This window comes from Metabacillus niabensis (assembly GCF_020524345.1).
Classification (GTDB): Bacteria; Bacillota; Bacilli; order Bacillales; family Bacillaceae; genus Metabacillus; species Metabacillus niabensis_B.
Genome location: NZ_JAIVLH010000057.1, coordinates 1 through 1,878, shown reverse-complemented (window position 1 = coordinate 1,878; position 1,878 = coordinate 1). Strand labels below are relative to the sequence as shown.

The window sequence follows — 1,878 nt, the reverse complement described above, 5'->3', positions numbered from 1 at the left end:
AAGTTTTCCCTCATACGGCTTTCCGACGTTCTTTTTCCTTTGACTTTACGGTCCCTTCACTCAGCGATCTTCATGAGTTTTCCTTGAGTGATCTTCATAACGTCCTTCTTTCTTGCGTGTTTATGGCGTTTGTTTCGTTTTCTGTTCCAGAAAATCGTTAATCGTAAAAGCACATACCAATCAATTTTAACTAACCATCTCTTCCCTATGGGAGAAAGCAGATAATAGTTCTTGAAACCTTGAAGTATCCGGTTTAACCCTTTTATTAGATCATCTATGTCCATGCATAGTTTACCTTTGGGGCTAATGTAATCTTTTATTCTCTTCCTCATACTTTTCATGGCTTTCTGTGTTGGCACATGGGACATCGTGTAAAAAGTGTATCCACCTTTATTTCTTATAGGGAATTTTCGATGGTGAAGACCAAGAAAATCAAACCCTTCTGAATCATCCCAGATATTGACTAAACGTGACTTTTCATTATTAATGGTGAGGTCTAGTTTATACATAATACCTTGAAGTACCTTAGTACTTTCTAAAGCTTGTCCTTTTGTTCTGCACATAACCACAAAATCATCCGCATAACGGATTAGCTCTCCTAAGTGAGTAAATTGTTTCATCCAGATAGTATCCATATAATTCAAATAGATATTAGCTAGTAATGGAGAGATAACTCCACCTTGCGGTGTACCAACCTTAGTGTCATGAAACTGGCCACCTTCCATCACACCTACTTGTAACCACTTCCTAATCAGTTTCAGTACTCGTTTATCACTAATTCGTCTTTCCACGAGCTTCATCAACTTTTCCTGATTGATGTTGTCAAAGTAACCTTTAATATCTACATCTACCACCCAATAGGATTTCTTGCTACCTTTCCGTATTTTGGCGATCGCTTGATGTGCGTTCCTCTTGGGACGGAAACCATAAGAACAGTCTTGAAAGTCTGCTTCAAAGATTGGTTCAATCACCATTTTCATAGCCATTTGAGCCACACGGTCTTTGACCGTTGGAATGCCAAGGGGTCTTGTTTTTCCATTTCCTTTAGGAATGTATACACGACGTACTGGGCTTGGACGAAAGGACTTCTCTTTCAATTCTAGGTAGAGATCATTAAGAAAATTCCTTTCTCCATATTCATAAACAATGTACTCAATCGTTTCATTGTCTATCCCACTACTTCCTTTGTTGGCTTTTACTCTCTTCCATGCTTCCGCAAGAATGTCCGGTCGATACATTTTGTCATACAAGGCATGAAATCGACGATTTGAACTTTCCTTGGCACAAAGGTATAAAGTTTTCCAGAGTTCTCGAGCTTTTACATTGGTGTAGTTAGCTAGTTTACCAGCATTCACTAACTCTTACCTCCTTTCAACTTGTGAACGAAGTAGGGTTCCTTCCCTAGTCAACGTTGTGTTGTCGTTGCCATCTCAGGTACTATGAACCCCTCCGACTCCCTCTCATCCATCCACCTTTTCGTTGATACTTATAGGTTTCTGCTTTACTTTCAATTGTAAGTGATGAGGAGGGTATCCCCAGTTCCGATAATTACTTTCCTAACATGTCGCTCCCCATACCCCGAGAGATTCTTCAGTGTTGCGGATTCCAAGTTCTTCACACCTTCCATGGTCTTCACCCATATTTGCCAGGTTCGACTTCTCTTTAGCCTTCAAACGAAGGGCTCTTTTGACGAGGCGGCAGGATTGACTTAATGTTACAACCTGTTAGTTTGCTTGCACTCTCGAAAGAGTTACGTTGTCACAGGGCTTCAACCTTAGGATTTCTCCACCAGTTGCCTGTCAGCTACCGAGCGTCTTGGCACTTACTCGGATTGGACTTTCACCAATTAGCAATTAACGGCTTGCTGGGCACGCCAAA

Annotated in this window: 1 protein-coding gene; it reads right to left on the bottom strand. The window is 40.9% G+C overall.

Annotation, left to right across the window (positions count from 1 at the left end):
• Positions 1–56 precede the first annotated feature (56 nt).
• Complete coding sequence (gene ltrA, locus LC095_RS26545) at positions 57–1,355, bottom strand: group II intron reverse transcriptase/maturase (RefSeq protein ID WP_226530909.1); 1,299 nt, start codon at positions 1,353–1,355, stop codon at positions 57–59.
• Between the last annotated feature and the right edge of the window lie 523 nt (positions 1,356–1,878).